Annotated in this window: 18 protein-coding genes and 1 pseudogene; 10 read left to right on the forward strand and 9 right to left on the reverse strand. The window is 71.4% G+C overall.

Going from position 1 to position 26,144, the window contains the following annotated elements:
* The first annotated feature begins 45 nt into the window (after nt 1-45).
* Nucleotides 46-1,047, forward strand: coding sequence for an ABC transporter substrate-binding protein (locus tag ACZ4N4_RS10505; protein WP_453566482.1), 1,002 nt, complete (start codon nt 46-48; stop codon nt 1,045-1,047).
* A 97-nt stretch (nt 1,048-1,144) separates the two neighbouring features.
* On the opposite strand, the gene ACZ4N4_RS10510 is transcribed toward ACZ4N4_RS10505, so the two are convergent.
* The 4 genes from ACZ4N4_RS10510 to ACZ4N4_RS10525 all read right to left on the reverse strand — a co-directional run bounded on the left by ACZ4N4_RS10510 (nt 1,145) and on the right by ACZ4N4_RS10525 (nt 6,808).
* Nucleotides 1,145-2,662 (reverse strand): cellulose binding domain-containing protein, encoded by a 1,518-nt coding sequence (locus ACZ4N4_RS10510; RefSeq protein WP_467586662.1) that lies wholly within the window; start codon nt 2,660-2,662, stop codon nt 1,145-1,147.
* Between the two features lie 578 nt (nt 2,663-3,240).
* Nucleotides 3,241-4,560: a radical SAM protein gene (locus ACZ4N4_RS10515; RefSeq protein WP_453381298.1), complete on the reverse strand. Its 1,320-nt coding sequence runs from the start codon at nt 4,558-4,560 to the stop codon at nt 3,241-3,243.
* A 111-nt stretch (nt 4,561-4,671) separates the two neighbouring features.
* Nucleotides 4,672-5,772 carry a LacI family DNA-binding transcriptional regulator gene (locus tag ACZ4N4_RS10520; protein ID WP_467586664.1) on the reverse strand — a complete coding sequence of 367 codons (1,101 nt, stop codon included), beginning with the start codon at nt 5,770-5,772 and terminating at the stop codon, nt 4,672-4,674.
* Nucleotides 5,773-5,800: 28 nt separating this feature from the next.
* Nucleotides 5,801-6,808 (reverse strand): hydroxyacid dehydrogenase, encoded by a 1,008-nt coding sequence (locus ACZ4N4_RS10525; RefSeq protein ID WP_467586666.1) that lies wholly within the window; start codon nt 6,806-6,808, stop codon nt 5,801-5,803.
* 194 nt (nt 6,809-7,002) lie between these two features.
* On the opposite strand from ACZ4N4_RS10525, the gene ACZ4N4_RS10530 reads away from it, so the two are divergent.
* The 5 genes from ACZ4N4_RS10530 (at nt 7,003) to ACZ4N4_RS10550 (ending at nt 12,355) form a co-directional block, all read left to right on the forward strand.
* Entirely contained in the window at nt 7,003-8,283 is a 1,281-nt protein-coding gene (locus ACZ4N4_RS10530; protein WP_467586669.1) for an FAD-binding protein, read from the forward strand.
* A gap of 89 nt (nt 8,284-8,372) precedes the next feature.
* Nucleotides 8,373-9,608: an ROK family transcriptional regulator gene (locus ACZ4N4_RS10535; RefSeq protein ID WP_467586671.1), complete on the forward strand. Its 1,236-nt coding sequence runs from the start codon at nt 8,373-8,375 to the stop codon at nt 9,606-9,608.
* 140 nt (nt 9,609-9,748) lie between these two features.
* Complete coding sequence (locus tag ACZ4N4_RS10540) at nt 9,749-10,744, forward strand: ABC transporter ATP-binding protein (protein WP_467586674.1); 996 nt, start codon at nt 9,749-9,751, stop codon at nt 10,742-10,744.
* A gap of 1 nt (nt 10,745) precedes the next feature.
* Nucleotides 10,746-11,549: an ABC transporter permease gene (locus ACZ4N4_RS10545; RefSeq protein ID WP_467586677.1), complete on the forward strand. Its 804-nt coding sequence runs from the start codon at nt 10,746-10,748 to the stop codon at nt 11,547-11,549.
* A gap of 5 nt (nt 11,550-11,554) precedes the next feature.
* On the forward strand, nt 11,555-12,355 hold the full coding sequence (locus ACZ4N4_RS10550; RefSeq protein WP_453566462.1) for an ABC transporter permease: 801 nt from the start codon (nt 11,555-11,557) through the stop codon (nt 12,353-12,355).
* A gap of 16 nt (nt 12,356-12,371) precedes the next feature.
* Here the strand turns inward: ACZ4N4_RS10550 and ACZ4N4_RS10555 are convergent, their stop codons facing one another.
* Both ACZ4N4_RS10555 and ACZ4N4_RS10560 read right to left on the reverse strand, forming a co-directional pair.
* The gene (locus tag ACZ4N4_RS10555; protein WP_467586680.1) at nt 12,372-13,052 is read right to left on the reverse strand and encodes an alpha/beta fold hydrolase; all 681 of its coding nucleotides are present in this window, start codon (nt 13,050-13,052) and stop codon (nt 12,372-12,374) included.
* Nucleotides 13,045-13,635: a TetR/AcrR family transcriptional regulator gene (locus ACZ4N4_RS10560; RefSeq protein ID WP_467586682.1), complete on the reverse strand. Its 591-nt coding sequence runs from the start codon at nt 13,633-13,635 to the stop codon at nt 13,045-13,047. Before ACZ4N4_RS10560 ends, ACZ4N4_RS10555 begins: the two co-directional genes overlap by 8 nt.
* Nucleotides 13,636-13,752: 117 nt before the next feature.
* Between ACZ4N4_RS10560 and ACZ4N4_RS10565 the strand changes: the two genes are divergently transcribed.
* Complete coding sequence (locus ACZ4N4_RS10565) at nt 13,753-15,075, forward strand: MFS transporter (protein ID WP_467586685.1); 1,323 nt, start codon at nt 13,753-13,755, stop codon at nt 15,073-15,075.
* Nucleotides 15,076-15,148: 73 nt separating this feature from the next.
* On the opposite strand, the gene ACZ4N4_RS10570 is transcribed toward ACZ4N4_RS10565, so the two are convergent.
* Together ACZ4N4_RS10570 and ACZ4N4_RS10575 are read right to left on the reverse strand one after the other, a co-directional pair.
* On the reverse strand, nt 15,149-16,846 hold the full coding sequence (locus ACZ4N4_RS10570; protein WP_467586688.1) for a DUF2264 domain-containing protein: 1,698 nt from the start codon (nt 16,844-16,846) through the stop codon (nt 15,149-15,151).
* A 129-nt stretch (nt 16,847-16,975) separates the two neighbouring features.
* Nucleotides 16,976-18,031 (reverse strand): rhamnogalacturonan acetylesterase, encoded by a 1,056-nt coding sequence (locus tag ACZ4N4_RS10575; protein ID WP_467586691.1) that lies wholly within the window; start codon nt 18,029-18,031, stop codon nt 16,976-16,978.
* 188 nt (nt 18,032-18,219) lie between these two features.
* Between ACZ4N4_RS10575 and ACZ4N4_RS10580 the strand changes: the two genes are divergently transcribed.
* A complete protein-coding gene (locus tag ACZ4N4_RS10580; RefSeq protein WP_467586693.1) occupies nt 18,220-19,899 on the forward strand; it encodes a rhamnogalacturonan lyase B N-terminal domain-containing protein in 1,680 nt (559 codons plus the stop codon).
* A 12-nt stretch (nt 19,900-19,911) separates the two neighbouring features.
* On the opposite strand, the gene ACZ4N4_RS10585 is transcribed toward ACZ4N4_RS10580, so the two are convergent.
* Nucleotides 19,912-21,321 carry an RICIN domain-containing protein gene (locus ACZ4N4_RS10585; RefSeq protein WP_467586696.1) on the reverse strand — a complete coding sequence of 470 codons (1,410 nt, stop codon included), beginning with the start codon at nt 21,319-21,321 and terminating at the stop codon, nt 19,912-19,914.
* 195 nt (nt 21,322-21,516) lie between these two features.
* Here ACZ4N4_RS10585 and ACZ4N4_RS10590 point away from each other — a divergent pair.
* Both ACZ4N4_RS10590 and ACZ4N4_RS10595 read left to right on the forward strand, forming a co-directional pair.
* Nucleotides 21,517-22,640, forward strand: a pseudogene (locus ACZ4N4_RS10590) (autotransporter); the annotation flags it as partial.
* 550 nt (nt 22,641-23,190) lie between these two features.
* Nucleotides 23,191-25,929, forward strand: a complete 2,739-nt coding sequence (locus ACZ4N4_RS10595; protein WP_467586699.1) for a SpoIIE family protein phosphatase — start codon at nt 23,191-23,193, stop codon at nt 25,927-25,929.
* Nucleotides 25,930-26,144: the final 215 nt, after the last annotated feature.

Below are 26,144 nucleotides of genomic sequence, written 5' to 3' on the forward strand. Positions count from 1 at the left end.
AGGGCACGGGACTACTCGATCGCGCAGGACAAGGAGAACTCTGTGATGGGGAGCATTCGCAGCAGGCGCGGGTTGCTGGTCGCGGTGGGCACGGTGCTGGCCCTCGGCGCGGCCTCGGCATGCGGTTCGTCGGACGACGGTGGCGGCTCGGGGAGTTCGGGCGGCGCCAAGGGCAAGAAGGTCCGGCTGATCACGGGGGTGAAGAGCGACCCCTTCTACATCACCATGACCTGTGCCGCGCAGCAGGAGGCCAAGGCCAAGGGGATGGACTTCACGGCCGACGGTTCCGCGCAGTGGGACGTGTCGGTGCAGCGCCCGCTCCTGGACTCGGTGGCGGCGGCCCGGCCCGACGGGCTGCTGATCTCGCCGGTGGACACCAGCGCGCTGACGCCCTCGCTCAAGCAGATCCAGTCGTCGGGCACCAAGGTGGCGCTGGTGGACACGACGGTGAGCGACGACTCCGTCGGGATCACCCGGATCTCGTCGGACAACGAGAAGGGCGGCCGGGTCGCCGCCGACGCGCTGGCCAAGCTGATGAACGAGAAGGGCTCGGTCATCGTCATCAGCGTCAAGCCCGGTGTGTCGACGACGGACGCCCGGATCAAGGGCTTCACCGAGGAGATGGGCAAGTACCCGAACATCAAGGTGCTGCCGACGCTCTACGACAACGACCTGCCGGCCACCGCGGCCTCCCAGATCCAGTCGACGCTCGCCGCCCACCCGGACCTGGGCGGGGCGTTCGCCGGCAACACCAACACCGGTACGGGCATCGCCACCGGCCTGAAGCAGGCCGGCAAGCAGGGCACGGTGAAGGTGGCCGCGTTCGACGCCGAGCCCGACGAGGTCGCGGCGCTGAAGGCGGGCACCCTCCAGGTGCTGGTCGCCCAGGACCCGGCTTCGATCGGCCGGCAGGCGGTGGACCAGCTCGCCGACTCCTTCGAGGGCAAGTCGGTGAGCAAGACGATCGGCACCAACATGGTGGCGATCACGAAGGACAACATGAACGACCCGTCGGTCAGCAAGTACTTCTACAAGTCGCAGTGCTGACCGGACTGCCCGGCGGCCGCCTCTGACGGACGGCCGGCGGCCGGGTGGACCCGCCCTCTTGGGTCCACCCGGCCGCCGGTCGTACCGCTGGTCCGGCTCAACTCGACGAGCAGGAGCCGCCGTTCAGTGTGAAGCCGTACGGCGAGGAGTTCTTGCCGCTCCAGGTGCCGAGGAAGCCGAAGGACAGGGTGCCGTTCGGGGAGACCGACTGGTTGTAGTCGGCCGAGTCCGCGGTGACCCGGCCGCCGCTCTGGCTGACGCTCGCGTCCCACATCTGGGTGACCTTCTGGCCGTCCCGGAAGGACCACTGGACCCGCCAGCCGGACAGGGCCTGGGTGGTGGTGACGGTGACGGTGGCCTGGAAGCCGTCGGTCCACTGGTTGACCAGGTCGTAGGAGACCCGGCAGGTGGCCGCCGCGGATTCCGTGGGCGAGGGAGCGGGAACGGGGGCGGCGGAGCCGGTGGCCTTGCCGCCGGTACCCGCCGTGGCGGTGGAGGTGCCCTGGGGCTCCGGGTCGGGGTTCTTGTCGGCCGGCTTGCCGGCGGTGGCCGACGAGGACCGGGCCGCGGAGGCCGTGTGGGTGGCGGGCGGCTCGCTCGACGGGGGCACGGAGGTGGGGTCGGCGACCGGCTGGCGGTCGTCGTGGGAGGCGGTGGCGGTGTCGTCGCCGGAGCCGCTGCCCATCGGCATCATCGACACGCCGAGCGCCACCAGCGAGATCATGACCGCCGCGCCGAGCAGCCCGTGACGCAGCACCCGCCCCCGGCCGGTGCCCTCCTTGGGGTCGCCGCCGTCGTGGTCGCCGGCGCCCGGGCGGCCCGCGCCGAGCCGTACCTCGGCCGCGCGGCGGCGGCGTTCCAGGTAGGCGAGGCCGCCCCAGCCGATGACCCCGCCGGCGAGCGCCGCGGGCAGTCCGCCGCCGTGCAGCCGCAGACAGGCGGCGGCCTCGGCGCACTGCACGCAGGTGGCGAGGTGCCGGGAGAGGTCGTCGGGCGTGTCGGCCGCGGCGGACCGGGTGACCGCGTCCAGGAGCCGGGCGTAGCTGCGGCATTCGGCGGCCATCGGCGTGTCGAGGTGCGCGCGATGGCAGCGATCCCGGAACAGGCCGCGCACCTGCTCCAGTTCCTGGGCGGCGGCGACCGGGTCGAGGCCGAGCCGGCGTGCCACCGAGGGCAGCGGCAGCGCCTCCACCTCGGCCAGCCACAGCAGTGCGGCGTCCGCCTCCTGCATGTCACGCAGGCCGCGCAGTGCGACGGGTCGCTGCAAGGGCGGGCCCGTATATCGTGTGGCCTTCTCGGAGTTGAGCCACAGTCTGAGGTCCGGGTCGAGTTTGTGGCCCAGGCTCTCGGCCTCCCAACCGGCGGCCGTGTTGCGGACGGCCGTGAGCAACAGCGGGATCATCGGCAGCCGGGCGGCACGTCGTCCGACGCTGCGGACCGGGGTGAAGTCCGTGTCACGGGCCTCGCGCATACCGAGGGCGAAGGCTTCGGTGGCCAGTTGATTGGCCGTCAGCGAGCCGGACGTGCACAGGTCGGCGTAGGAGAGCACCGCGTCCCAGCATTCGGAGAACAGCGCTGCCTCGGCGGCGTCCTGGGGGATCGGCAGGTCGGGCATGGGTCTCCTGCATCAAAAGCGAGGTCAACTCACCACATCGGCAATGGAGTTGGGGGGAACCTCGCGGCAGGACCCGAGCTTTTCACGTCTCCTGCACAACTGACAAGCGGCCTATTCAAAACGGTTACCGGTGGTCGTGTCACGGATCCTCCCCGTCACCCGTACCACCGGCCCCCGGCGTCACGCCAACCGCCGTGCTCAGCCGCCCTGACCGCGCCCCGGCCACCACCCGCCGCCGCCCGCAGCGCGCCCACGCCGGGTACGCCGACCGCGCGGAATCCCCGCGGTCACCGTACCGGGCGAAAGGTACGCCGACGGCCGATGGCGGAACATGGCCGTGGATCGCGGTCCAGCCGGAGAACGCGTTCGTGTCCGCCGTGGCCCACAACTCCGCCCTCCTATACGCACCGCAACCGCATTCCGACTCACCGTCCTCCCCGGTCCCTCGCACATCGAGGCCCGGGAGGTGAGCGCGGTCACCGCGGGAGGAGCCGGGAGCCCGGCCGGCGCTCTCCGGAATGCCCAGGAGGGCGCCAGGCAGACCGCCTGACGCCCTCCTGTGTCCGGTGCCCCGGGACTCACACCTTCGTCGGTTCCTCCGCGGGGAGGCTGTCCATGAACGAGCTGACGGAGAAGACGGCGTTGCCGGGGCCGGGCGGCCCGTAGCCGGGGGGCGAGGACAGGCCGAAGTCCTCCATCGTCTGACGGTAGGCCTGGAGCAGGCGGATGTGGTACTCCAGCGGCGCGCCCTGCGGGTTGGCCTTGCCGAGCGGGGTCGTCGGCTCCGGGCACCAGGTGGTGAAGCGGGGCGTGATGCCGTGCGACATGAAGAAGCGCAGGCCCTCGGTGGTGGACTTGATCGCCTCGTCGACCGTGGTGAAGCCGAAGGGCTCGGCCATCTCCACACCGGCCACGAAGTTGGGGATCACATTGCGCGCGCCGAAGATCTCGGCCGAGTCCAGGATCCGCTTGTGCCACTCGTCCCGGCCGACGTACCGCTCCTTGCCCGGGCAGTACATCTTGAACAGGTACTCGTCCCACACCTCGTAGTTGGGGTGGTAGATCTGCACGCCGTAGTCCTTGAACCGCTGGACGTCGTCCTTGGGCAGCGCCTGGGCGACGACCTTGCCGATCCAGCGGTTCGGGAAGTGCTCCTCGATGGCCTTGGCGTACATGCCGTAGAAGTCGGCCTCGTCACGGCCCTGGAGCTTGGAGGTGATGGCACCGCCGGTGAGGGTGTAGGCGGTGGAGGTCTTCGCCGTGTCGTACCGGTCGATGATCTCCAGGGCCTCCAGGACCTCGTCGACGTCCTTCACTCCCGTGTAAGGCCGGCCGGCGGCCTTGTGCTGGCGCCAGTTGTGGTTGATGTCGCAGTACTGGCACTCCTCCTTGGCGCCGAAGTACTGGCAGACCCGGAAGACCGTGAGGTAGATCAGGTAGCCCCACTGGATGGTCGGGGCGACCTCCATCACGGACTTCCCGTTGGCGAGCTTGTGCCGGTAGTACTCCGGCATCGGCGGCACCCCGACGTCGGCGATCCGCTTGCCGTCCAGGTAGAGCCCGAGCAGCCCCTCCTCGTCGGCGGCCACCCGGTACGGCGAGGCGGGGTTCACGCGTACGGAGACGACGGTCCGGCGCAGGTCGTACGGGCCGCCCGTGAGGATGATCTCCTCCGGCGGCCGGCGCAGCGCGGCCTCGCCCAGTTCGGGCAGGGTGCCGTGGTCGAAGGAGAAGATGAAGTACGACTTCGGCTTGACCTCGCCGCTCTCGTTGTCGCTCAGGGCGGAGGGATCGAAGGCGACACCGCCCCGGAGCAGGTCCTCCTTGAAGACGGCTTCCCTCGGTACGTGCGGGAACCTCTCCATCAGATCCTCGACCAGCGCGGTACGGCTGCCCATCCCGTGTCTCCTTCCGACTCAGGCGTTCGACTCCTCACGGTATGCCCCCGCTCGTTCGCCGGCCCTGCCGGGTCCCCTCACGCTGTGCGATTCATCCACCTTCGGGAGGTTTCACCCCTCTGTTCGGCTGCCGCCGGCCCGTCGGGTCGACTCGCGCAGCACCACATGCGTGCCCAGGACCAGGTGCTGGCCGTCCGGCAGGTCGTCGCGGTGCAGAGCGAGGCGGACGGCCGCGCGCCCCAGCTCCTCCTGGGGCACGTGGACCGTGGTGAGCGTCGGGTAGACGTCCCGGGCGACCGGGATGTCGTCGTACCCGGCCACCGCGATGTCGTCGGGGACACGGCGGCCGGATTCGCGCAGCGCCTGGATCACGCCCGCGGCGATCATGTCGGTGGCGGCGAAGACCGCCGTGAACTCCTTTCTGGAGCGGAGGAGTTCACGGGTCGCCTGGTAGCCGTAGGAGCGGGAGAAGACGCCGTCGGTGATCAGGTCGGGGTCCGGGGTGAGGCCGAGGAGTTCATGGGCGCGGCTGAAGCCGGCGATGCGCTGGGCGCTGGTGGAGAGACCGGGGACACGGCCGAGGTAGGCGATGCGCCGGTGGCCGCCGGAGAGCAGGTGGCTGGTGAGGGCGAAGGCGCCGCCCTCGTTGTCGTAGTCCACGACCGTGGCCGGGACGCCGGGGCCGAGCGGCGGCCGGCCGACCAGGACGAGCCGGGAGCCGGCCCGGTCCAGGGCGTGGGCGAAGTGGGTCATACGGTCGTGGTAGGCCTTGTCCGCCAGGGCGCCGCCCACCACGATCACCGCGTCCGCCCGCTGCTCCCGCATCGTCTCCACCACGGCGAGGATGCGCCGCGGGTCGCCGTGCGTGGTGCAGAGCATGCACAGCCGGCCCTCCGCCGAGGCCTGCTCCTCGACCCCGCGGGCGATGTGCGCGTAGAAGGGGCCGGTGACGTCGTCGACGACGAAGGCGACCGTCTTGTTGGTGGCGCCGCCGAGCGCGCGGGCGTGCGCGTTGACCACGTAGTCCAGCTCGCGCATCGCCTTCAGGACCTTGGCGCGGGTGGTGGCGGCCACCGGGTAGGTGCCGCCCAGCACCCGGGAGACGGTCGACGCGGAGACCCCGGCCCGTGCGGCGACGTCCCGTACGGTCGAGGCGTCCCCGTTCGGCGCCGGCTGTGTCCGCTTCGCCACCGCTCGGCTCCCCTTCGTCATGTTTTCAGGTCACCCTACGAGACGGCCGTCACGCGGCCCGTTCGAGGACCGAGTGGTCGACCGCGTACCGCAGGCCGTCGCCGGCCAGCAGCCGTTCGGCCTCCGTGACGACGGTGAGCCCGAGCCTGGCCAGCTCGTTGCCCTGCGACCCGGCGAGGTGCGGGGTGACGAAGGCGTTGGGGAGGTCGAACAGCGGGGAGTCGGCGGGCAGCGGTTCGGGGTCGGTGACGTCGAGGATCGCGGTCAGGCGGCCGGTGCGCAGCTCCTCGGCCAGGGCGTCGTGGTCGACCAGCGAGCCGCGCGCGGTGTTGATCAGTACCGATCCGTCCGGCATCAGGGCGAGTTCGCGGGCGCCGACGAGACGGCGGGTCTCGGGGGTCTGCGGGGCGTGCACGGTGACGATGTCCGAGGTGCGCAGCAGCTCGTCCAACGGCAGCAGCGGCACACCGAGCCGCGCGGCCTCCGCCTCGTCGACGTACGGGTCGGCCAGGCTCACCACCAGGTCGTGGGGGCGCAGGAGCTCGATGAGGCGGCGGCCGATGCGGGAGGCGCCGACGACGCCGACGCGGCGGTGGAAGTTGCCGATGCCGGGGACGATGCCGCCGTAGGGGTAGGTGCGCCGGGTGCGCAGCAGGTCACGGAAGGCGAAGACGTCCTTTCCGGCGAGGAGGACCATCGCGAGGGTGTACTCGGCGACGGGCAGCGCGTTGGCGGCGGCCGCCGAGGAGACGAGGATGCCGCGCTTCCAGACCTCGGGCGTGGTGAAGCCCTTGACCGAGCCGGCCGCGTGCAGCACCGCGCGCAGTGCGGGCACCGCGTCCAGGGCGGCCGTGTCCAGGGTCGGGCAGCCCCAGCCGGTGACGAGGACCTCGGCGCGGGCGAGCGTCTCCCGGGCCCGGGGATCGGTGAAGTCGTCCACCACCAGAGTGGGATCGATTTCTACGCACGCGCGCAGCCGTGCGAGCACCTCCGGCGGGAAGATGTGCGGCACGTTCTGGGCTGTCATGGCGAACACTGCCTGGAGACGCTCGGGCAAGGAAGTGACCTTCCGGCTCGGTGACGCGCGGATAGCAACCGGTCTCTACCGTAGGTCTCGGCGAATGAGAGGGTCAACGCACACGCACTCTCCGGCGGACGAGAGCGCGGCACACGACAGGCACGGCGCGGCACGGCACAACTGGCACGGCACGGCACGGCACAACTGGCACGGCACGGCACGGCACAACTGGCATGGCACGACAGGGATGGGACGACACGATGACGGATCCGGCGCAGACGGTCACCAACTGGGCGCGCAACATCACGTACACGGCCAAGGAGTTCCACCGCCCGGACTCGCTCGACGCGCTCCGGTCGCTGGTGGCGGGCGCCGCGCGGGTCCGGGTGCTGGGCAGCGGGCACTCCTTCAACCGCATCGCCGACCCGGGTCCGCACGGCCTGCTGGTCTCGGTCGCCGGGCTGCCGCCGGTGATCGAGGTGGACACGGCGGCCCGCACGGTCCGGGTCGCGGGCGGGGTGCGGTACGCCGAACTGGCCCGCGCGGTCCATGCGTACGGCCTGGCACTGCCCAACATGGCCTCGCTGCCGCACATCTCGGTGGCCGGTTCGGTGGCCACCGGAACGCATGGCTCGGGCGTGACCAACGGGTCGCTGGCGGCGCCCGTACGGGAGGTGGAGCTGGTCCTCGCCGACGGTTCGACGGAGACGATCGCGCGCGGCGACGCCCGGTTCGAGGGTGCCGTGACCTCGCTGGGCGCGCTCGGGGTCGTCACCGCGCTCACCCTCGACCTGGAACCGGCCTACGAGGTCGCGCAGACGGTGTACGTCGAACTTCCGCTGACGGGGCTGGACTTCGCAGCCGTGTCCGGCGCCGCGTACAGCGTGAGCCTGTTCACCGACTGGCGGGAGCCGGGCTTCCGGCAGGTGTGGGTGAAGCGGCGCACCGACCGCCCCGCCGTGGACTTCGGCTGGGCCGCGCCCGCTACCGAGGCGATGCACCCAGTGCCGGGCATGCCGGCGCGCAACTGCACCGAGCAGTTCGGGGTGCCGGGGCCCTGGCACGAGCGGCTGCCGCACTTCCGGGCGGAGTTCACGCCGAGCAGCGGGGACGAGCTCCAGTCGGAGTACCTGCTGCCGAGGTCGACGGCCGTCGAGGCGCTGTACGCGGTCGACGCCGTCCGGCAGGCGGTCTCGCCCGCGCTGCTGACCTGCGAGGTGCGGACCATCGCCGCCGATCCGCAGTGGCTCAGCCCCGCCCACGGCCGGGACTCCGTGGCCCTGCACTTCACCTGGGTCGACGACCTGGCGGCCGTACTGCCCGCGGTGGGCCGGCTGGAGGAGGTGCTGGCGCCGTTCGAGCCGCGTCCGCACTGGGGAAAGGTGCACAGCGTCCCCGGCGAGGTGCTCCGCGGCCGCTACCCCCGGCTGGCCGACTTCCGTGCGCTGGCCCGGACCCTGGACCCCGAGGGGAAGTTCGCCAATCCCTTCGTCCAGGACGTACTGGGCGGATGACGAGCTGGCGGAGCCCTTCGACCGGCTTAATAAAGCCCTTTTCCTAATCCCTTGTCGAAAGCCCGCCGCAGCCCATAGCCTTGCGCCGTGTGAAGCACACATCACGTGACATCCGCACCGCGAACCGCTACGAGGTGCTGCGGCACATCATCGCCGAGTCTCCCACCTCACGGCAGGAGCTGGCGTCCGTCACCGGGCTGAGTCTGGCCACGGTCGCCACGCTCGTCGGCGAACTGCTGGAACTGCGGATGATCACGGAGGTCGGCTTCGAGGACTCGGCTGGCGGCCGCCCCCGGGGGCTCGTGGCGGTCAACGCCTCGGGGGGCGCGCTGATCGGCGTGGACATCGCGGAGACGTACGTCCATGTCGAGCTGTTCGACCTGGCGCTGAACGTGCTGGCCCGCGCCGAGGAGGACATGCGCCCCGGCGAGCACCGGCCCGAGCAGGTGGTGAGCCATGTCGCCGCCGCCGTCGGCTCGGTGGTGGCGCAGGCCGGGGTGGAGGGCGCCCGGGTGCTGGGCGTCGGGGTGAGCGCCCCCGGGCAGGTGGACCGGGACACCGGCATCGCCGAGTACGCGCCCAACTGGGACTGGCACGACGTGCCGTTGCTCGACCTGCTGTCCGAACACGTGGCCTACCCCCTCCACCTGGACAACCCGCTGCGTGCCTGCGCGGTGGCCGAGCAGTGGTTCGGGGCGGCGCGCGGGCGCGGGGACACGGTGGTGGTGAACCTCGGCACCGGGGTCGGCGCCGGGCTCGCCCTCGGCGGCGGACTGCACCGGGGCGTCAGCAACAGCGCCGGGGAGTGGGGGCACACCACGCTCGTCCTGGACGGACGGCCGTGCCACTGCGGCAACCACGGCTGCGTCGAGACCTACGTCGGCGCTCCCGGCATCATGCTCAACCTGCGCGAGTCGAGCCCGGACAGCCCGCTGCTGCACCCCGAGGACCAGACGGCCACCATCGGGGCGCTGGCCCGCGGGGTGGCGGACGGCGACCCGGTGGCGGTCCAGGTGGTGCGGGACACGGCCCGGTACATCGGCGCCGGGGTCGCCAACCTGGTCAACCTGCTCAACCCCGAACTGGTGGTGCTCAGCAGCTGGGTCGCCCGCAGGCTCGGTGAACCGCTGCTCGACGAGGTCCGCGAGGCCGTCCGCCGCCACGCGCTCGGGCGGCCGTTCGCCGCCACCGAGATCATGCTCTCCCCCATCCCCACCGACCCGGTCTGCCTCGGCGCGGCCACCTTCGCGCTGGAGGGCGCGCTGCGGTCCGTGGGGCAGCGCAACGGGGTCCGCCCAGGCCGTACCGCGTCCGTCTCCCGGTGATCGATTAGTCCAACTCTCGGGTCCTTTAGTCCATTGCCGGGCCCCTCGGCGCTCTGCGACCGTCGTTGCGTATCCGCGGCCGGTCGGCCTCCCAAACCGGCCGGCCGTACGTCGTGTACGGAACGAGGGAGTCCCCCAGCGTGGCCGGAAGCATCGAGGTCCGCGGTCTGTCCCGCACCTTCCACACCACCGTCCGGCGCCCGGGTCTCTCCGGCGCCCTGCGATCCCTGGTCAACCCCGAGCGCGTCGAGAAGCACGCGGTCTCCGACATCACCTTCGACGTCGCCCCCGGCGAACTCCTCGCCCTGCTCGGCCCGAACGGCGCGGGCAAGTCGACCACCATCAAGATGCTCACCGGCATCCTCACCCCGAGCTCCGGCCATGCCCGGGTCGCCGGCGTGGTGCCTTACCAGGAGCGGGAGCGCAACGCCCGTAACATCGGGGCGGTGTTCGGGCAGCGCACCCAGCTGTGGTGGGACCTGCCGGTGCGGGAGTCGTTCGCCATCCTGCGGGACATCTACGAGGTGCCGAGGGCCGAACACGCGGCGCGGCTGCGGGAGTTCGACCAACTCCTCGACCTGTCCGCCTTCTGGGACACCCGGGTCCGGCACCTCTCGCTCGGCCAGCGGGTCCGCTGCGACCTGGCGGCCGCCCTGCTGCACGACCCGCCGGTGGTGTTCCTGGACGAGCCGACGATCGGCATGGACGTGGTGGTGAAGGAGCAGGTCCGCGAGTTCCTGCGGTACCAGGTGGCCGAGCGCGGCCGTACCGTGCTGCTGACCACGCACGACATGACCGAGGTCGAGCGGCTCGCCGAGCGGGTGGTGCTGGTCAACCACGGGCGGCTGGTGCTCGACGGATCCCTGGAGGAGATCCGCCGTACCTTCGGCTCGACCTGGCAGGTGCGGGCCACCCTCGCCGACCCGCACACGCCGGTCGGCCCCCTGCCGGGCGTCACACTGGTGAGCCGGGACGGCCCCCAGGTGGTGTTCGGCCCGGACGGCCCGGCCGCGCCCACGGTCCACAAGGCGCTGAAGCTGGTCATCGAGCGGTACGAGGTGACGGGCGTGGCGGTGGACGAGGCGGACCTGGAGGACGTCATGCGGGCGGCCTACGTGCAGGCCGAGGCGGTCTGAGATGGCCCTGTCCTACGGCTGGCGCGCCGCCCGGGTCACCCCGCTCGGCGAGCTGTACACCCCGCCCCGGATCACCGGGGTGCTGCTGCGGCTGACCGTGCAGGTGGTGCTCGTGGCCTCGCTCTGGCGCGGCCTGTACGCCCAGTCCGGTACGACCGCGGGTCTGGACCGCGGCCAGGCGGTGACCTACGCCGTGATGGCCGTACTGGCCTCCCGGCTGCGGGAGCTGGACCAGTACGCGGGCCGGGACACGGTCATGCAGCATGTGCACTTCGGCACGATCGTCTACTGGTACCTGCGCCCGATGCCACCCCGGCGCTACCACGCCCTGCGCGCGATCGGGGAGCAACTGTACGGTCTGATTTGGGCGTTGACGGGATACGCGGTCTGTCTGGCGGTCGGGGTCGTGCAGCCGCCGGGTTCGGCGGCGGTGGCGGGCGTGTTCGTCCTCAGCCTCGCGCTGGGCCAGTTGGTCCTCTACCACGTCATGCTCCTCATCGACCAGCTGTGTTTCTGGACGCTGCGGAACACGGCCGCGATGCTGATCCTGGTCTTCGCGCAGAACCTGCTGTCCGGGGTGTACGCGCCGCTGTGGTACTTCCCGCACTGGTTCATCACGCTGAGTTCCTTCCTGCCCTTCCAGGCGACCCTGAGCGTGCCGCTCTCGCTGTACGTGGGCCGCGTCCCGCTGTCGGACGCCCCCTTCCAGCTCGGCGTCCAGGCCGCTTGGGTCGTGGCCCTCTACCTGTTCACCCGGTTCGTGTGGCGGCGGGCCGCCCGTCGTGTGATCTCGCAAGGAGGCTGAGACCGATGAACGCCGTACGGATCATGTGGCGCATCACGCGCCTCAACTTCCGCGCCCAGCTGGAGTACCGCACCGAGTTCCTGATGATGATCGCGATCGGCGCGGTCTGGCAGGTGTCGGTGATCGTGTTCGCGACGGTGCTGCTCACCCGGTTCGCCGGGATGGGCGGCTGGGACAGCAGCGACGTCCTGCTCATCCCGGCGACCCGCATGCTGGCGCACGGCCTGTTCGTGCTCCTCCTGGGCCGGGTGCACGGCCTGGGCCGGAGCATCCAGGAGGGCAGGATCGACGCCTACCTCCTGCGCCCGCTGCCCGTCTACCGCCAGGTCCAGCTGGAGTTCTTCCCCACCAACGCGATCGGCGACCTGACCGTGGCGGCCGGTCTGATGGCGGGGGCGCTGGGCCGCAGCGAGCTGGACTGGACGGCGGGCCGCATCGGCTACCTGGTCGCGGCCGTCCTCGGCGGGATGCTCCTGGAGGCGGCCCTCTTCACGGTGGTGGCCTGCGCCTCGCTGCGTTACCCGGCCGCCGACTACTGGGGCCGCTGGCTGGAGGAACTTCTCGGCACCTTCGGCAGCTACCCGCTGAACGTCCTTCCCCGCGCGGTCGGCGGCCTCCTCACCTACGGCCTGCCCCTCGCCTTCGTCGCCTACTTCCCGGCCGCGGTCCTCACCGGCCACGGTCACTCGACGGGCGCCCCCTACTGGCTGGCGGCCGGATCCCCGCTCCTCGGCCTGCTCGCCTACCTGGCGTCGCGTCGGCTGTGGCGGTGGGCGCTGGGCCACTACACGGGGGTGAACGGCTGACCGGCCGGCGGGGCCGTCAGCCGAGCAGGATCTCCCTGACCCGCTCCGCGAAGGCGGCCGGCTGCTGCACGGTGCCCAGGTGCCCGCCGGGGAACTCGGCGAAGGCTCCGCCGGTGTACTGGGCGGTGAACTTCGCCGTGTCGTGCAGGAGTTGGCCGCGGGACTCGGTTCCGGCGGCCACCGTGAGGCGGGGCAGACCGGTCGCCGGCCGGTAGGCGGTGAACGGGCGCAGGACATGGTCGAGGAAGACCCCGAAGGGCGTCGGCTCTTCGGCGGCCGGCCGCCCGGCCGCCAACTGCCCGACCAGCTCGGCCCGCAGCCGCTCCCCGTCGGGCAGCAGGGTGACACACGGCGGCTCGTGGGCGATCACGCCCCGCAGCCGCCCGGGATGCCGGGCCAGCAGGTCGAGGGCGGTGATGCCGCCGGAGCTGGTCCCGAGGACGTACGCCGCCTCCTCCTCGCCCGCCGTCTTCGCCAGCACGCGGTGGGCGCCCTCGCTCCAGTCCGCCACCCGCTGGTCGGTGACCGGCTCGCCGAGGCGTCCGTGGGCGAGGCCCAGCGGGTCGTACGTCACGACGGTGAAGTGCGGTGCCAGGTGGCCGGCCAGCGGGTCCAGGCCCATGGGGTGGCCGGCGCCGCCGGGGAGGAGGAGCAGGACGGGTCCGGTGCCGGTGACGTCGTAGTGGGGTTCAGACATGGTGGTCGGTCTCCTCGTGGGGCCAGTTCTCAAGGGCGATGTGCAGGGCCTCGATCGCCCGGTCCCAGGAGGCGCGGACGTCCCGCGCGGCGTTGAAGCCGCCACCGGCCTCCAGGGCGCAGTAGCCGTGGAAGGTGGCGCGCAGCAGGCGTACGGCGTCGGTGAGATCGGGTTCGGTGAGGCCGTAACCGCGCAGCATGCCGTAGGTGATCTCGACGGTGCGGCGCATGCCGGGATCGTCCGGGTCGACGAGGGCGGGGTCGATCCGGATCTGGGTGGCCGCGTAGCGGCCGGGGTGGGCGAGGGCGTAGGCACGGTAGGCGCCGGCGTAGGCGACGAGCGCGTCCTTGCCGGAGCGTCCGGCCACGGCGGTGGCGATGCGGTCGATCAGCTCGCCGCCGGCGAGCCGTGCGATCCGGTGCCGCAGGTCCTGAAGGCTCCTGACGTGCGCGTAGAGACTCGCGTCCTTGACCCCGAACCGGCGGGCCAGCGCGGACAGCGTGACCTGCTCGAAGCCGGCCTCGTCCGCGAGTTCGGCCGCCGCCGAGACCAGCCGGTCGACGGTGATTCCGGCACGGGCCATCCGACTACCTCCCTGGTGTTCCTAGCCTGGATCCTAGAGGTCCTAGGTTTCGCGGTCCAGGCGATTATCAACGGGACGCGGTCGGCGTAGGGTTGCCGGAACTCGGAAGGGGGAGCCGTGGCAGGCGAGGCGCGACGGGCGGAGCGGGCGGCTCGCGCCAAGGAGGCGGCGACCGGGCAACCACTGTGGAGGCAACGGGACTTCGGCCTCTTCTGGCTCGCCCAGACCCTCTCCGTCCTCGGTGACTCCTTCAGTCTCGTCGCGCTGCCCCTGCTGGTCCTCCAGGCGACCGGCTCGGTGGCCCGGATGGGCCTGCTCACCGCCGTCGGCGGGGTCGCGATGGTGCTGGCGGCGGTCTTCGCCGGGGTGGTCGTGGACCGGGTCGACCGGCGGAAGCTGCTCATCGCCTGCGACCTGGTCCGTATGGTCCTCTACGGCCTGATCCCGGTCGTCTGGCTGGCCGGGCCGCATCTCTGGCTGCTGTACGTGGTCCTGCCGCTGTGCGAGGCCGTCGGCATGCTCTTCGCCGTCGGGTACGTCACCGTCGTACGGGGACTTGTCGACGTCACCCGGCTCACCGAGGCCAACGGGAGGGTCAACGCCACCGCGGCGGCGGCCGGTGTCCTCGGTCCCCTGGGCGCGGGTCTGATGGCCGCCTGGACGGGGCCGGCCGACGCGGTGGCCGTGGACGCGGCGAGCTATGCCGTGTCGGCCGCCCTGCTGTCGCTGGTCCGGGTCCGGGAGCGCGCCGGGGACGACCAGCCGGCCGGGAAGCGGGGTGTGTGGCGTGACCTGCGCACCGGGATCGGCTACCTGGTCCGGCACCCCGTCCTGCGGTCGGTCACCGGACTGCTCGCCGTCTTCAGCTTCCTCAGCCTCGGCATCAACGACCTGGTCATCTACCACCTCAAGCACGACCTCGGCCACGACGACGGCACGGTGGGCACGGTGCTGGCGGTCGGCGCGGTCGGCACGATCACCGGGGCGCTGCTGGTCGCCCGGCTGCGGCGGCGGCTGGGCTTCGGGCCGACCTGGATCGCGTCGATGACGGTGTGCGGACTGGCCTTCGCCGGGCTCGGCCGGGTGGGCTCGGTGCCCGTGGTGGCGGTCCTGTGCGCGGTCTACCTGGCCTGCGTGGGGGTGGCGGGCACCTGTTCCATGTCCCTGCGCCAGGAGATCACCCCGGAACCCCTGCTGGGCCGGGTCACCTCCGCGCACTGGACCCTCCAGTACGCGCTGGCCCCGGCCGGCGCCGCCGTCCTCACCTGGGCGGCCGAGCGGTACGGCACCGCCGCCGTGGCCGCCGTCGCCGGTGTCTGCTGCACACTGACCGGCCTCGCCGCCCTCGGCACCCCGATCAGAAGGGCGGCGCCACTGCCCGCGGCGGCCGCGCCGGAACACGGCAACCTTCCCCGCGCCGGCGACGACCAGGAGGCATGACCTCCGCACCACGCACCACAGGTCACCGCCGCGTCCACGCCCACCCCGTGATCCGCATCATGCCCGACGCGGCTCAGCCCGGCGCGATGTGCTCCACATCCACTCCATCGTCCTGCCAGCGGACCCGCAGACCGGGTCCCCCGCTCCACAGCACGGTCAACTCCTTCGCCCCTTCGGCGCGTACCGTCACTGTCTGCCCCAGCGGCTCGGCATCCGCCGCCCCGGTAAGCCGGCTCAGCGCGACGAACAGGGTCGGGGCCTCCCCCGTGACCCCGGTCAGCGCCTCGTCGAGGCCTACGGCCGGCAGCAGTTCGGCCCGGAGCCCCTCCGGTGCGGCCCAGCCGGTGACCCGTACCGGCGTCCCCGGTTCCGCCCCGGCCACCAGGAAGGCCCGCACCTCCACCGCCCCGCGCACCAGCACGGCACTCGTCACGCGAGCCCCCGAGGCGGCCGTGTGCCGGGAGGCCGCCCAGCCCTGCCCGACGCCCAGCGGCACGATGTCCGTCCGGCTCGGATCGCCGCCGACGAGCACACTGTTGTCGTACGACGCCGACGGCTCGGTCACGGTCGAGTAGCCGAGCCGGGTGTAGTAGGGGTCGTAGCGGACGTCCTCGCTGCCGTGGTTGTGGAGGCGCACGACGCCGTCCGAACGCGTGGACTGGAGCAGCCAGTTGGCGGGCGCGATCGGCGTGACCGCGTCGGCGCGCTCGGCCGGGCCCGGTTCCTCCGGCGCCGTCCACACCGCGTGGTCCGGCGGAAGCAGCAGGCCGAGGAAGCCCTTACTCGCCCAGTACGGGGATGCCGGCCCCGAATAGCCTTGCAACACCGCCACGTTGGGCCCGTGCCAGCCGAGGGTCAGGAGTCCGTGGGCGTCCACCGCGCCCCGGTCCAGGAAGTACTTCAGCGCTCCGGAGGCCAGCCGCCGGGTCTCCCCGGGGGACAGGGGCGTGCGTCCGGTGAGCGCGCCCAGCCAGAGCGGGGCCGTGGTCGCGAAGCGGTACGTCAGCGAGCGGCCCTGGTGCATCGGGGCGCCGTCGCCGCCGAACAGCCGCGCGTAGTGGCCGAGATGGCGTTCCAGACGGCCGCCGTACAGGTCGAGCAGCTTCTCGTCGCCGGCCAGCCAGGCGTGCAGCACCGGGTAGAGGTGCATCGCCCAGCCGTTGTAGTAGTCGAACTTGCGGCCGTCACCGTCGGTGTACCAGCCCTCGCCGAGGTACCACTCCTCGATGCGGGCCAGGCCGTGGTCGACAGCCTTGCGCGCGGCCTCCGGCTCGTGGCCGACCTCGGCGAGGAAACCGCCGACCGTCACCGGGAACAACTCCCAGTTGCAGGGCCAGGGTTCGGCGGTGAGCGCGTCGGCGAGCCAGGCTGCGGCGCGCTGCCGCACGCCGTCGTCGAGGCGGTCCCACAGCAGGGGGCGGGTCAGACGCAGGGCGAGGGCGACGGAGGCCGCCTCGACGAGCGGCTGACTGCGGTCCTCGACGCGCGGCCAGCCGCCCGCCACGCCGGCCGCGAGCCCGTCCGCGTACCGCTGGAGCACCGTCTCGTCCCGGCGGAAGGCCGCGAGGAGCAGGGTGCGGGCGTAGCCCTCCAGGCCGTCGGAGAGACGCCCCGACCAGCTCTGGTGGTCGCCGGGGAGGTGGTAGAGGGCCCGGTCCGGGGTGGCGTAGGGCTCCACGGCGGCGAGCAGGGCGTCGGCCGCGGCCTCCCAGTGGGCGCGGGTGTAGCCGGTGCGCGGGCTGGGGCCGCGGTCCTCGGCGGGCAGCTGCATCGGTGCTCTTTCTCGCTCGTACCGGACCTCGTACCGGACCCCGTGCCCGACCGCGTGCCGGATTTCGTACCGAACCTCGTGAAGTTGGAACCTGGGGCGCCCCGGTTCCGGTCGGGACGCCCCAGGGGCTCATCCCACCCGCACGGTGCCCCGGGGCACCAGGTGCCGGGCGAGCAGTTCGTCACGCACCAGGCCCGCGTAGACGGTGGCTCCGTACGCGGAGGTGTGCGTGTTGTCCTTCTCCTCGTTGTACAGGTACAGCGCCTTGGAGCCCTCCACGCCGAGGGACTCCGCCAGCGCCTTGGTCTTCGCCGTGAGGTCGATCAGCGGAACGTCCTCGGCGGCGGCGACCGAGCGGATCACCTCAGGATGATTGACGCCGAGCCCGTTGACCAGAAGCGCGATGTCGTTGTTCAGCGTGCCGTCGGAATTGAACCAGCGGCGCACGATCGGTGTCACCAGCACCGGCCGCCCGCCCTTCTCCCGGACGCCCGCCACCAGCGCCTCCAGATTCGCGCGGTAGGTCGCCTCGTCCGTCGTCTTGTCGTTGTGCGCCAGCTGGATCAGGACCAGGTCGCCCCGGCCGATCAACGGCTGGACGGTACGCCAGAGTCGAGGGTTCTGGAGATAGGTCACCGTACTTTCCCCGGAGTCCGCGTAGTTGGCGACGGAGACGCCGCGGCGCAGGAACTGCGGGAGCTGCTGGCCCCAGCCGGAGTACGGGGCGGCGGGCTGGTCGCAGACGGTGGAGTCGCCGACCAGGAAGAGCTGCCGGGCGTGCCGGGCCGGGGTCACCCGGATGCCGGCGAGCGCGGGCGCCGAACCGCCGATCGCCAGGTCGAGGCCGGGCGTTCCTTCGGGCCCGGTCGGTTCGCCCTCGGGTGTCCGGACGTTCACGGTGAAGCTGCGGGTGACGTGCCGCCCCGCCGCGGCGGACGTCTCGGGGAGCAGCGAGCGCCGGGTCTCCCCGCTGATGCTCGTGCTGGACGCGGCCGCCCCGCCGAGCCGGACCGTCACGTCGTAGTCGCCCGGCGGGACGTCGAAGTGGCAGGCGTCGGCGGTGCAGTGCGCGAGGGAGACCGGCGGGTGCCGGTCGTGCGCCTGGGCGGGAGTGCCCGCCAGGCAGGTGGCCGCGCTCAGGACGACCGCGGCCACGGCGGTACGGACACCGTTGAAACGTCTCACTCGGGACTCCTCCGTCACGGCGACAGGGCCTGGCGGGGACCGTACCGCCACTCACAAGCGCTTTCTAGACCTTGGACCATTTTCACAAGACTGCCAACCCCAAGAGAACGAAAGCCCTTTCGCGAAATCGATTCAACTGCCACTCTCACAGTCACCCGCACCCCCGCCCCTCCGAAGGAGGCACCCCCATGTCCGGAGTCAACGGGAGACCCCTCGGACGCCGTACCTTCGTCCTCGGCAGCGCGGCCGCCGCCGGCACCGCCGCCCTCACCGGCCCGCTCGCCACCACCGCCTCGGCCGCGAGCTTCGGCTGGTCCGACGACGGCTCCAACTACGTCGTCGACACCGGCGCCAGTCTGGTCTTCAAGATCAGCAAGACCAACGGCGACCTGACCTCGCTGGTCTACAAGGGCACCGAGTACCAGGGCTACGGCGGCAAGAACTCGCACGTCGAGTCGGGCCTCGGCACCTCCACGGTGACCATCGCGCAGTCCGGCACCACGATCCTGGTCTCGGTCACGTACGGCACGCTGAAGCACTACTACGCGGCCCGCAGCGGCGAGAACAACGTCTATCTGTGGACCGACAAGGCCGACTCGTCCGTCACCGCGACCCGTTACATCGTGCGCGTCAAGGCCGGCCTGTTCCTCAACGACGAGCCGGATTCCTACTCCTACGCGCCCACCGTCATCGAGTCCGCGGACGTCTTCGAGAAGTCCGACGGCCAGACCCGCGCGAAGCACTACTCGAAGCTGCGGGTGATGGACTACGACTACATCGGCTGGACCACCGGCAGCGTCGGCCTGTGGATCGTGCGCAGCAACCACGAGAAGGCCTCCGGCGGCCCGTTCTACCGCTCGCTGCTGCGCCACCAGAGCGCGGACGGCGGCGGGCTGTACGAGATCCTGTACTACGGCGAGAACCAGACCGAGTCCGAGCGCTACGGCCTCCAGGGGCCGTACGTCATCGCCCTCACGGACGGCGGCGCGCCCGCCTCCGCCCTCTACCCGGGCACCCTCACCACGTCCTGGGCGGACTCGCTCGGCATCTCCGGATACGTCGCGGCGAGCGGCCGGGGCAAGGTCGCGGGCGTCGGGATCAGCGGCCGGGACACGGCGTACGCGTACACGGTGGGGCTCGCCAACTCCGCGGCCCAGTACTGGGGTTCGGCACGCTCTTCGGACGGCTACTTCACCATCGGGAGCGTGCTTCCGGGGACGTACACGCTGACCGTCTTCAAGGGCGAACTGGCGGTGTACACCACGTCGGTGACGGTGACCGCGGGTGCCACGACCACCCTCAACACCCTCACGATCCCGTCCTCCAACGACCCCGGCAACGCCTCCGCGATCTGGCGGATCAACAACTGGGACGGCACGCCGGGCGGGTTCAAGAACGCCGACCTGATGACGTACGCCCACCCGTCGGACGTGCGGGCCGCGCCCTGGACCGGGAACGTGGTCATCGGCAGCGGCACGGAGACCTCGGCCTTCCCCTGCTATCTGTGGAAGGACGTCAACAGCGGGATCATCGTGTACTTCAGGCTGACGGCCGCCCAGGCCGCCGCCGCGCACACCCTGCGGATCGGTGTGACGACGGCCTACGCGAACGGTAGGCCCCAGGTCGTCGTCAACGACACCTGGACCTCCGCCGTCCCCTCGCCGCCCACCCAGCCGAGCACCCGGTCACTGACCGTGGGCTCCTACCGGGGCAACAACCACACCTTCACCTACAGCGTCCCGGCGTCCGCCTGGCTGACGGACACCAGCGCGTACAACACGCTGAAGATCTATGTGGTGAGCGGCTCGGGTACGACGTCCTTCCTCAGCGCCGGCACCTCGATCGACGCGATCGACCTGCTGGCCTGATCTGGTTCGGCATCAGGTACCGCGCGTCCACTGCTGGTTCGTGCCGCCGTTGCACGCGTACGTGATGAGGGCGGCCGAGTTGGCGGTGGACGCGCCGTTCACGTCCAGGCACTCACCGCTGGTCCGGGCCTTGATGTTGACGTAGGAGCCGGAGGTGACGACCGACCACTGCTGGGCCGTGGCACCCGTGCAGTCCTCCTGGGTGACGTCGGTGGAGTTCTCCTGGAGGCAGAGCGAGCTGCCCCGGCCCATCAGCTCGTAGTAGCCGGTGCCCAGGTCCTTGAACCACCACTTCTGGTTGGTACCGCCGTTGCAGGTGTACTGGCTGATCGCGACGGACTCCCAGAGCGACTGGCTCGGGACGTCGGCACACTTGGCGCTGTGCCGGGCGATCAGCGTGTTGTAGGTGGCACCGGTGCCGGAGACCGTCCCGGCGGTCGTGTCGACGGACACCTCCGGGTACCAGGACATCGACATCGTGGTGGTGGTCGGGAAGGTCAGCGGCAGCCAGACGTAACGGGAGTCGTCGACCGTGCCGCCGAAGGAGTTGCCCCAGCGGTCGCCCAGGTAGAGGTACGAGGTGCCGGACGTGCCGGTGACCGGGAGGACGTACGCGGTCTGGGAGTTGTAGGCGGTGGAGTCGCCGACGTTGGTGAACGCCGTCCAGGGGCCGGAGAGCGAGGTCGCGGTGGCGTACTGCTGCTGGTTGGCGTTCCAGCCGGTGGCGCCCGACGTCAGCATGAAGTACACGCCGTTGCGCTTGAAGAGGGCGGGCGCCTCGCGGTGTCCGCCCGCCCAGGGGTTGGCGACCAGGCCCGCGATGGCGGTGTAGTCGGCGGTGAGCCGGTAGATCTGCAGGTCGTAGTTCTCGTTGGCGGCCGAGACCATGTAGGCGGTGCCGTCGGTGTCGACGAACGTGGTGATGTCCCGGGACATGTACTGGCCGAGCGGCCGGAAGCTGCCCTGGTAGCTGTAGGTCCCGTCGACGGTGTCGGAGACGGCGACGGCGGCCCTGGCCTCGCTGTAGTCGACGCCGTTCTCCTTGTGCATCCACATCACGAACTTGCCGGTGGCGGCGTTGTAGACGACCTTCGGGCGCTCGATGTAGGCGGTGCCGAGTTCGGCGGCGGAGGACCGGGTGAGGACGTGGTTGCGGAACTCCCAGGTCTTCAGGTCGGTGGAGCGGTAGGCGTCCACGTACTTGAAGGTGTTGTCGGCGTTGCGGTCCTCGCCGAACCAGTAGTAGTAGGAGCCGACCTTGATGACCCCGCCGCCGTGGGCGTGGACGATGTTCCCCGAGGTGTCGGTGAACTGGGTGCCGTTGGTGACGGTCTGGGCGGCCGCCGCGGCCGGCCCCGCCGTGGCCAGGGCGCCGATCACCGCCAGACAGAGGGACAGCAGGATCGCGTACGCACGTCTCATCTCACACACGCCCCTTCAGGTTCGAGATCACGAACGGCGGTTGCCCTCACGAACGTTGTGATCGCCGAAAAGGTAAAGGGGTGTTACGGGCAGGTCAACGGGTCTGACGAGACAAGGGGGAAAGCGATTTCCAACCGATCGCCGCCCGGCCGCGTTTTTCTGTTATCCGACGCCTTCCACCGCGTCTCCGATGACGTGCGCAGCCACCTCCACACCACCGCAGCGGCCGTCGGCGCCCTCGCCGCCCTCGCCGCCCTCCTCGCCTCCACTCCCCCGGCGTCCGCCGCCGGCCCCCGGGACGCCACCGCCGACGTCCTCGCCGGCCGGGACGTGACCCTCACCGACGACACGGTCGTCACCGTGCCCGCCGGGACGACGACGTACGAGGGCGTCCTGCACGGCGAGGGCACGCTCACCGTGCGCGGGGGCGGCACGCTGGTCCTCACCAGGGACAGCGACTTCACGCTGCCCAGGTCCCGGCAACGGCAGGTGGTGCGCACCCGGGGCGGCAACCACCCGTACACGACGGTCACCCACCCCGACCCGCCCGCGATCACGGTCGAGCGCGGCACCACCCTGCAGTACGGCACGGGCGGCGGCACCGGCCTGATCGGCCACTTCCCCTACGACACCCCCGGCTACCGGCTGAACCAGCTCAACGTCCGGGTCGACGGCACCCTGCGACTGTCCCTCACCCGCACCTTCAACATCGGCACGATCAGCGGTTCGGGCCTCGTCACCCAGCCCCGCAACATGTGGGGCACCCTCGACCTGGCCGGCACCCACCCTTCACCGGGGTCATCGACAACGGCACCGGCATGGCCGTCGGCCGCCCCGAATACCCGGTCGCACTGCCCCACGCCCGCGCGATCCTCAACCAGGGCTCCTGGATCATCGACACCCCGCTGAACCAGACGATCACCCTGCGGCAGGACTTGTACCAGCGGGAGTACGGCAGTGACGTCAATGTGCACTCGCGGCCGGGCAGCAAGGTGGTGCTCACCGGCCAGTACGGCTACAGCGACCGGGGCGGCGACACCCACCCGTCGCTGAGCGACCCGTCCCTCAACTGGAAGCCCGTCGCCCACCAGTTGAACAAACGGGGCACCAACATCGAGGGCGCGGACGTGCACTGGGGCGACGGCACCACCCACCGCGTCTTCATGCCGGGAACGAAGGACACCGTTTACCTCAATCTGCATGCGGCCGGCGGCCGTCGGTCGCGGCTCACCTTCGACTACGACGGCCCGGTGACGCTCGGCGCCCCGATCGGCGGCGGCCACTACCACGACACGCTGGCCGCGCCCGGCGCCGGGGACACCGCTCCCCCGGCCGTGACCACCCGCACCGCCGCCGACTCGGCCGACTCCTTCGGCTGGTGGCCCTACGCCCTGGCCCTCGGCCTCCTGGGCGGTCTGATGGTCCCGGCGGGCCTGCGCACCCGGAAGGCGGGCCCCCGCACCCGGCAGAAGGACCGCCAAAGGGGCGGCCGGCACGCGGCCTGAAGATCGGCTCGCCGGCCACCCGCCGTCACGGCACAGACGGAAGGGATGGCGGCGGGATCGAACAGGACGCGCACGCCGTCCCGCGGCCGGTCCGGTGCCGGTGTCGCGCCCCGGGCGACGGCATCGGCCACCGCCACGTCCCGGGCGCGACCGTACCGAGCACCTCGCGCGCCCCGGCTTCGGGGCTCCGGAGAGGTGGGCCCCAGGAGTCAGCACGGGTGCGGCTCTGTCACATATCAGGGCACCGTCCGGTCAATCACCCGAAGCGAACATAACGCCATATCGGCGTCCATATCCGCGTCTGGATTCGGGAAGGAGACGGGCCCCCAACCACCTCCCCCGCTTACCTAAGGACATGAGCTCGATGCCCACCACTGACAAGGCGACCCTCAGCAAGCAGACGAACACGCAGCCGATATCCGACTCGGCGATCGGGATGCTCGACGAGCAGGGGACGGTGCTCGGCTGGACGAAGGCCGCCGAGCGGCTGGTCGGACACCCCGCCGGGGACGTGGTGGGACAGTCCGCCGCACTCGTGCTGCCCTCCTTCGAGGAAGCCCCGACGATATCGGCGTTCGTCGAGCGATGCCGCGTTCAGAAGGGCTGGTCGGGCACCACGGCAGTACGCCACCGGGACGGCCGGTTGCTCACCGTCAGCCTGCGGATCTCGATGCTGTGGGGGCAGGACGGAGCAGTCCGGTGGCTCGTGTCCGTGACCGACCTCCGCAAGCTCTCCCAGGAGGCGACGAGCGGATCGGTGCGGGAATCGCTGCTCACCCGCGCGCCGATCGGCATCGTCATTCGTGACCCGCGACTGCGGTGCACCTGGGTGAACGACACGATGGAGGGCCACGACGGCGTCTCCCGTGAGCAACGACTCGGACGCCGGCCCATCGACACTCTGCCCTGCGGCGAGGCCGAAGCATGCGAGGCGGTGATGCGGCAGACCACCCGCACCGGCACCAGCAGCGTCCACGAGTTCCGCAGGCGGCTGCCGGCGGATCCGCGCCGGGAGCACATCCTCGCGACTTCGTTCTTCTGCCTCCAGGACGCCGAAGGCCAGGCGCTGGGGGTGTGCGCGATCAGCGTCGACGTCACCGAGAGCCGGCGGGCGCAGGAGCGCCTCGCGATCCTCAGTGAGGCCGGTACGCGTCTTGGCAGCACCCTGGACGTGATGCGGACCAGCCAGGAACTGGCCGACCTCGCCGTGCCCCTGTTCGCCGACTACGCCGTCGTCGACCTGGAGCATTCGGTCCCGACCGGCGAAGGTCCCGCGGTCCACCTCGGCCCGGTGGGCGAGCGCCGCCCCGTCTTCCGGCGGGCCGGTCTGGCCTCGATCCGCCCAGGGATCCCGGAATCCCCGTGGGTCCGCGGTGAGCCGGTCCCCGCACCGCCCGGCGCGCCCTTCACCGACGCCCTGCGCACCGGGAGGTCCCATCTGGAGCCGGTCCTGGACGCCGCGCCGGGCACCTGGGTCGACCAGGACCCGGTACGGGCGCGGAAGATCCGCGAGCACGGCATGCACTCCCTGATGGTCGTCCCCATTCGCGCGAGGCACGTCCTGCTCGGGGTGGCCTTGTTCATCCGCACCGAGGACCCGGTGCCGTTCCAGGAGGACGACCTGCTCCTCGCCGAGGAACTCGTCAGCCGTGCCGCGCTGTCACTGGACAACGCCCGCCTGTACGCCCGCGAACACGCCACGGCCCTCGCGCTCCAGTGCAACCTGCTCCCGCAGCGTCTGCGGGGCGGCACGGCGGTCGAGGCGGCCTCCCGTTATCTGCCCGCCGACATGGACATCGGCGTCGGGGGCGACTGGTTCGACGTGATCCCGCTGTCCGGCGCCCGGGTCGCCCTCGTCGTCGGCGACGTGGTCGGCCACGGCATCAACGCCACCGCGGCCATGGGCCGGCTCCGCACCGCCGTACACATGCTCGCCGAGCTGGAGCTGCGGCCCGACGAACTGCTGGCCCGCCTCGACGACACGCTGGAGCGACTGAGTGAGGGAGCCCCCGACACCCGGGACCAGTTGGCCGCCGTGACGGGCGCCACCTGTCTGTACGCGGTCTACGACCCGGCCACCCGGAAGTGCACCATGGCACGAGCCGGGCACCCCCCGCCCGCGATCGTCGACCCGCAGGGCCGGGTCACCTTCCCCGACCTGCCCACCGGAACCCCGCTCGGCGTCGGGCTGGGGAGCCCTTTCGAGGCCGTGGAGCTGGAACTGCCCGAGGGAAGTCTCCTCGCCCTGTACACCGACGGCCTGATCGAGACCCGGGACCACGACATCGACGCGGGCATGCACCGCCTGGGCGCGGCCCTGGCGGAACCGAGGTGCTCCCTGGAAGACCTCTGCACCCGCGCGATGGAGACCGTCCCGGCCCAGGCACCGTCCGACGACGTCACCCTGCTCCTCGTGCGCACCCTCTCGCTCAGCCCGACCCAGGTCGCCTCCTGGACGCTGCCGGGTGACGAGACCGCTGTCCGCAGCGCCCGCCATCTGGCAGCCGGCCAGCTGGCCGAATGGGATCTGGACGGTCTTGAGGACTCGACGGAACTGATCGTCAGTGAACTGGTCACCAACGCCGTCCGCCACAGCACCGGCCCGATCGGTCTGCGACTGATCCGGCACCAAGTCCTGACCTGCGAGGTGTTCGACACCACCGACTGCCTGCCACGTCTGCATCGCGCACATACCACCGACGAAAACGGCCGCGGCCTCTTCCTGGTCGCCCAGCTGTCACGCAGATGGGACTTCCGCCCGGTGCCGGGCGGCAAGGTCGTCTGGTCCGAACAGGACCTTGCCCCGCCTCGGACTCAGGAGTCCTCGACACCCCGACCACACCCGACGAGCGACGCGCCGACGGCCGTCGGCCCGGACCAGCTCGACAGACTCCGCTTCGGCAGAATCGCCCGGGGACGGCAGTGGGTCGAAGCGATCATCGGCACCTTCATGAGGCCGGCCACGGCGCGGGGCAGCACGAGGGCCGGACACCGACCGGAGGAAGCGGTGTGTCAGACGTCCCCGGTGACTTCCCGCGGTGGCCGGCCACGCGGCCACACGTACACCGGGATGTCCGCGACCACGAACAGCACGCACTGGTAGACCCGGGATGCCCGCGACCACGAACAGCACGCACTGGTAGACCGCGGCGTGGCCCGTCATGCGGACCCGGACATTCGATCGCCGGCTTTCCCGCTTCCCGAACGCCCCCGGAACCACCGTGACAGCCCCCACCTTCGCTTCCGCCCTCGCGCACCGCGAGGCGCAGGAACCCACCCGGGCCTCGTCCGGTCCCCGCCGTGCCGTCGGACCCGCCA

It is taken from the genome of Streptomyces sp. NPDC026538 (genome assembly GCF_055567535.1).